The organism is Ramlibacter sp. (genome assembly GCF_028292805.1).
Lineage (GTDB): Bacteria > Pseudomonadota > Gammaproteobacteria > Burkholderiales > Burkholderiaceae_C > Ramlibacter.
The window spans coordinates 1-3,832 of sequence record NZ_JAQGLS010000320.1; the positions used below are offsets into that span (position 1 = coordinate 1).

Annotated in this window: 4 protein-coding genes; all 4 read left to right on the forward strand. The window is 68.4% G+C overall.

Features of this window, described 5'->3' with window-relative positions; translation table 11 throughout:
• Nucleotides 1-814, forward strand: an 814-nt coding sequence (locus tag JWP65_RS19455; protein ID WP_299766751.1) for an ATP-binding cassette domain-containing protein, incomplete at its 5' end; no start/stop codon positions are given.
• Nucleotides 807-1,892, forward strand: a complete 1,086-nt coding sequence (locus JWP65_RS19460) for an ABC transporter permease (protein WP_299766753.1) — start codon at nucleotides 807-809, stop codon at nucleotides 1,890-1,892. The genes JWP65_RS19455 and JWP65_RS19460, both read left to right, overlap by 8 nt.
• Before the next feature lie 81 nt (nucleotides 1,893-1,973).
• A complete protein-coding gene (locus JWP65_RS19465) occupies nucleotides 1,974-2,894 on the forward strand; it encodes an ABC transporter permease (RefSeq protein WP_299766755.1) in 921 nt (306 codons plus the stop codon).
• A 188-nt stretch (nucleotides 2,895-3,082) separates the two neighbouring features.
• The coding region (locus tag JWP65_RS19470) for a BMP family ABC transporter substrate-binding protein (RefSeq protein WP_299766758.1) at nucleotides 3,083-3,832 on the forward strand (750 nt) is incomplete at its 3' end.

Sequence of the window (3,832 nt, forward strand, 5' to 3'; positions counted from 1 at the left end):
GCCGGCGCTGGAGCACCACGAGCGCACCCCTGGCGACACCGTGCTGAAGGTGCAGGCGCTCACGCTGGCGCGCGAAGACCAGTTCGGCATCGACCTGGAAGCGGTTTCGCTGCAGGTGCGCGCAGGCGAAGTGGTCGGCATCGCCGGCGTCTCCGGCAACGGACAGCGCGAACTCCTGTATGCGCTGTCCGGAGAGGACAGGCGGGCGACGCACGATGCCGTGCAGGTCGGCGGCAAGCCGGTCGGCCGGTACGGGCCCACGCAGCGTCGCCGCCTGGGCCTGCACTTCGTGCCCGAAGAACGCCTGGGCCGCGGCGCGGTGCCCAGCCTGGGGCTGGCCCACAACCTGCTGCTCACGCGCACCGATGCGGTCGCCGGCAGCGGCTGGATCCGGGTCAGGGCTTTGCAGCAGCAGGCCGCCGGCATCATCGCCCGCTTCAACGTCAAGGCCGGCGGCCCGAATGCGGCGGCGCGATCGCTGTCCGGCGGCAACCTGCAAAAGTTCATCGTCGGCCGCGAGATCGACGCCAACCCGAAGCTGCTGATCGTCTCGCAGCCGACCTGGGGCGTCGACGTCGGCGCCGCGGCGCAGATCCGGGGCGAAATCCTGGCGCTGCGCGACGCCGGCTGCGCGGTGCTGGTCGTCAGCGAGGAGCTGGAGGAATTGTTCGAGATCTGCGACCGGCTGTACGTGATCGCCAAGGGGCGGCTGTCGCCCCCGGTGCCGCGGGCGCAGGCGACGGTGCAGCAGATCGGCGAGTGGATGAGCGGGCTGTGGACGCCGGCGCACCAGGAAGAAGCACAGCATGCTTAAGCTCGAAGCCCGGCCACAGGTCTCGCAGTTCTGGGGCCTTGCCTCGCCGTTGCTGGCGCTGGCGATCACCGTCGTCCTGGGCGCGCTGCTGTTCCTGGCCCTGGGCAAGGACCCGGTGCAGGGCCTGCGCGTGTTCTTCTGGGAGCCGTTCAGCTCCGGCTACCGGCTCGGCGAGCTGATGGTCAAGGCCACGCCGCTGCTGCTGATCGCGCTCGGCCTGGCCGTGTGCTTTCGCTCCAACGTGTGGAACATCGGCGCCGAGGGCCAGTTCGTCATCGGCGCGCTGGTCGCCGGCGGCGTGGCGCTGCTGGCGGGCAAGGACACCGGCCGCTGGATCGTGCTGGCGATCCTGCTGGCGGGGGTGCTGGGTGGCATGGCCTGGGCCGGCATCGTCGCTTTGCTGCGCGACAAGTTCAACGCCAACGAAATCCTGGTCAGCCTGATGCTGGTCTACGTGGCCTCGCTGCTGCTCAACTTCATGGTGTTCGGTCCCTGGAAAGACCCCGGCGGCTACAACTTTCCGCAGTCGCGCAGCTTCGAGGCGGTGACGCAAATTCCGCGCCTGGTCATGGGCTCGCGGGTGAGCATCGGCCTGCTGATCGCGCTGGCCGGGGTTGCCGTCCTGTGGATCTTCCTGTTCCGCACCCGCGCCGGATTCGCCCAGCAGGTGGGCGGGCTGGCGCCGGCGGCGGCGCGCTATGCCGGCTTTTCGTCGCGGCGCGCGCTGTGGACCGCGTTGCTGATTTCGGGCGGCACGGCCGGCCTGGCCGGCGCGCTGGAAGTGGCCGGGCCGATCGGCCAGCTCACGCCCTACGTGCCGGCGGGCTACGGCTTCGCCGCCATCATCGTCGCCTTCGTCGGCCGGCTGCACCCGGTCGGCATGGTGTTCTCGGCCATCCTCATGAGCATGTTCTACATCGGCGGCGAACTGGCGCAGTCGCGCCTGGGCCTGCCCAAGTCCCTGACCGGCGTGTTTCAGGGCCTGCTGCTGTTCACGCTGCTGGCTTGCGACACCCTCATGGCGTACCGCGTCCGCTTCGGCTCACCGCGCGTGGCCGCCAAGGGAGCGCACCAATGAGCCCCCACGCCGGTCACTACGTGTACTTGCTGCCCCCCGAGGCGGCTTCAGCCTCCTTGATGCGGCTTTGCGGAGGCTGACATGGAAAGCTACGCACTCCTGTTCGCCGCGATGCTCAACGCCGGCACGGTGCTGGCCATCGCGGCCCTGGGCCTGTTGATCAACGAGAAGGCCGGCATCGTCAACCTGGGCGCCGAAGGCATGATGCTGTGCGCCGCCATCGCCGGTTTTGCCGGCGTCGTCTACTCCGGCAGCGACTGGGTCGGCTTCGCCGCCGGCGCCGCCGCCGGCGCGCTGCTGGCGGCGATCTTCGGCGTGCTGGTGATCTGGCTGAACACCAACCAGTACGCCACCGGGCTGGCGCTGAGCCTGTTCGGCGGCGGCTTCTCGGCCTTCGCCGGCATCGCCTACGTGCAGGAGAAGCTGCCGCAGCGGCCCAACTTCTCGGTTCCGTTCCTGGGCGACATCCCGCTGCTCGGCCCGGCCATGTTTCGCCAGCACCCCATGGTTTACCTGACCATCGCGCTGACGCTGTTTCTGGTCTGGTTCCTGTACCGCTCGCGCGCCGGCCTGGTGCTGCGCGCGGTGGGCGAGTCGCCCGAGTCGGCCCATTCCCTGGGCTACCCGGTGCGGCGGATCCGGCTGCTGGCGGTGGTGGCCGGCGGCGCGCTGTGCGGGCTGTCGGGCGCCTACCTGGCGATCATCTACACGCCGCTGTGGGTGGAGGGCATGACGGCCGGCCGCGGCTGGATCGCGCTGGCGCTGACCACCTTCGCCACCTGGCGCCCGGCACGGGTGTTGCTTGGTGCCTACCTGTTCGGCGGTGTGACCATGCTGCAATTCCACCTGCAGGGCAGCGGCGTCGACGTCGCTAGCGAGTTCCTCAACATGCTGCCTTACCTGGCGACCATCCTCGTGCTGGCGCTGATCTCGCGCAACCCGGCGTGGATCCGGATCAACATGCCGGCCTCGCTTGGAAAGCCCTTCTATCCCGGCTCATAATCGGGGATTCACTTGAAAAAAGCCGCAAGCGTCTTTCTTCAAGTGGTTTTCATCAGGGTGGAGAAGACCGGCAAGCCGGGTCCTCTCCACAAGCGGGACCGCGCCGCACGATATTCCGCGCGATCCAGAAGCTGGCGGCAAGCCGTCCAGCAGACACGTGTTCCAGCAACGCCTCACAGAGGGAATCCATGATCGAACTGAAGAAACGCTCGCTGCTCCAGGCCGCCGCCCTCGTGGCTGCCGTCGCGGGCGTCACCGCCTGCAGCAAGACCGAACCGCCGGCCCCGGCCCCGGCGCCGGCACCCGTTGCCGCTGCGCCCGCTCCGGCACCCAAGCCCGAGCCGCTGAAGATCGCCTTTGCCTACGTCGGCCCGGTGGGCGACGGCGGCTGGACCTTCTCGCACGACAATGGCCGCAAGGCCCTCGAGAAGGAATTCGGCGACAAGATCGTCACCAGCTTCGTCGAGAAGGTTCCCGAGTCGGCCGACGCCGAGCGCGTGATCCGCGACATGGTGAGCCAGGGCAACAAGCTGGTGTTCGGCACCACCTTCGGCTACATGGAGCCGATGCTCAAGGTCGCTGGTGACCACAAGGACGTCAAGTTCGAGCACGCCACCGGCTACAAGACCGCCGACAACCTGCGCACCTACGACAGCCGCACCTACGAAGGCGCGTACATGGCCGGCGTGATCGCCGGCAAGATGAGCAAGACCGGCACGCTGGGCGTGGTCGGCTCGGTGCCGATCCCCGAAGTGGTGCGCAACATCAACAGCTTCACGCTGGGCGCGCAGTCGGTCAACCCCAAGGTCAAGACCAAGGTCGTGTGGGTCGGTGAATGGTTCAATCCGCCAAAGGAAACCGAAGCCGCCACCTCGCTGATCAACGGCGGCGCCGACGTGCTGTTCCAGAACACCGACTCGTCGGCCGTGCTGCAGACG